The 820-nt window shown below is 40.9% G+C and carries 1 protein-coding gene; it reads left to right on the top strand.

Annotated elements, in window-relative coordinates; genetic code table 11:
- Window positions 1-24: 24 nt before the first annotated feature.
- Complete coding sequence (locus tag ACX5KA_RS05250) at window positions 25-786, top strand: IS5 family transposase (RefSeq protein WP_100970740.1); 762 nt, start codon at window positions 25-27, stop codon at window positions 784-786.
- Window positions 787-820: the final 34 nt, after the last annotated feature.

Here is an 820-nt window from a genome sequence, read left to right as displayed (position 1 = left end):
AAAGTAAAAGAACAACTCACTACCATGCCAAGACTAATGCTAACTGATAAGCGGTGGCAAAAGCTACTTCAAGTAATGAAGAGCACTGGCCGCATTTACAACAAACCAGAACATAGAATGACGTTTGAAGGGATATTATTCCGGCTGAGAACCGGTATTCCTTGGCGTGATTTACCGGCAGAATTTGGCAGATGGAGCGCCGTTTATCGCCGATTCAATTTATGGTCAAAGAAAGGTTTATTGAATATGTTATTCAATGAGTTAGCTAAACTAGCTGATTACGATTGGGTCTTTGCTGACGGTTCAATTATTAAAGCTCATCAGCATAGTACCGGAGCTGCTACTACTGATAATGAATGCATTGGAAAGAGCCGAGGTGGTAACTCAACAAAAATTCATCTAGCCGTGGATAGTGGCGGGCTCCCCATATATTTTGAACTGTCAGAAGGCCAGAGAAATGATATCGCTCGCGCTCAAAGTCTAGTTGATCACTTAAGAGAAGTTAACATTTTCGTCGGCGACAAAGGGTACGATAGTGATACTTTGAGGAAATATATTGAAGCTAAAGGTGGTGCTTCAGTCATACCCAAACGAAACTATGGTCAGGATATAGATAAAGACAGCGTTGATTGGTGTCTCTATAAATATCGTCACCTTGTTGAAAACGCCTTTGCTCGAATAAAGCATTATCGTTCAATATCAACGAGGTATGAAAAATTAGCAAGGAATTATGCCAGCATGGTATCACTGGCATTTTCAATGATGTGGCTACCCATGTACTGCTGAGTGAAATATGTACAGCAAAGATCAACAGACCCTA

The sequence above is a fragment of the Alteromonas alvinellae genome (assembly GCF_902705805.1).
Note: the sequence above shows the minus strand (reverse complement) of the source record. Positions and strands in the feature narration are given on the sequence as shown.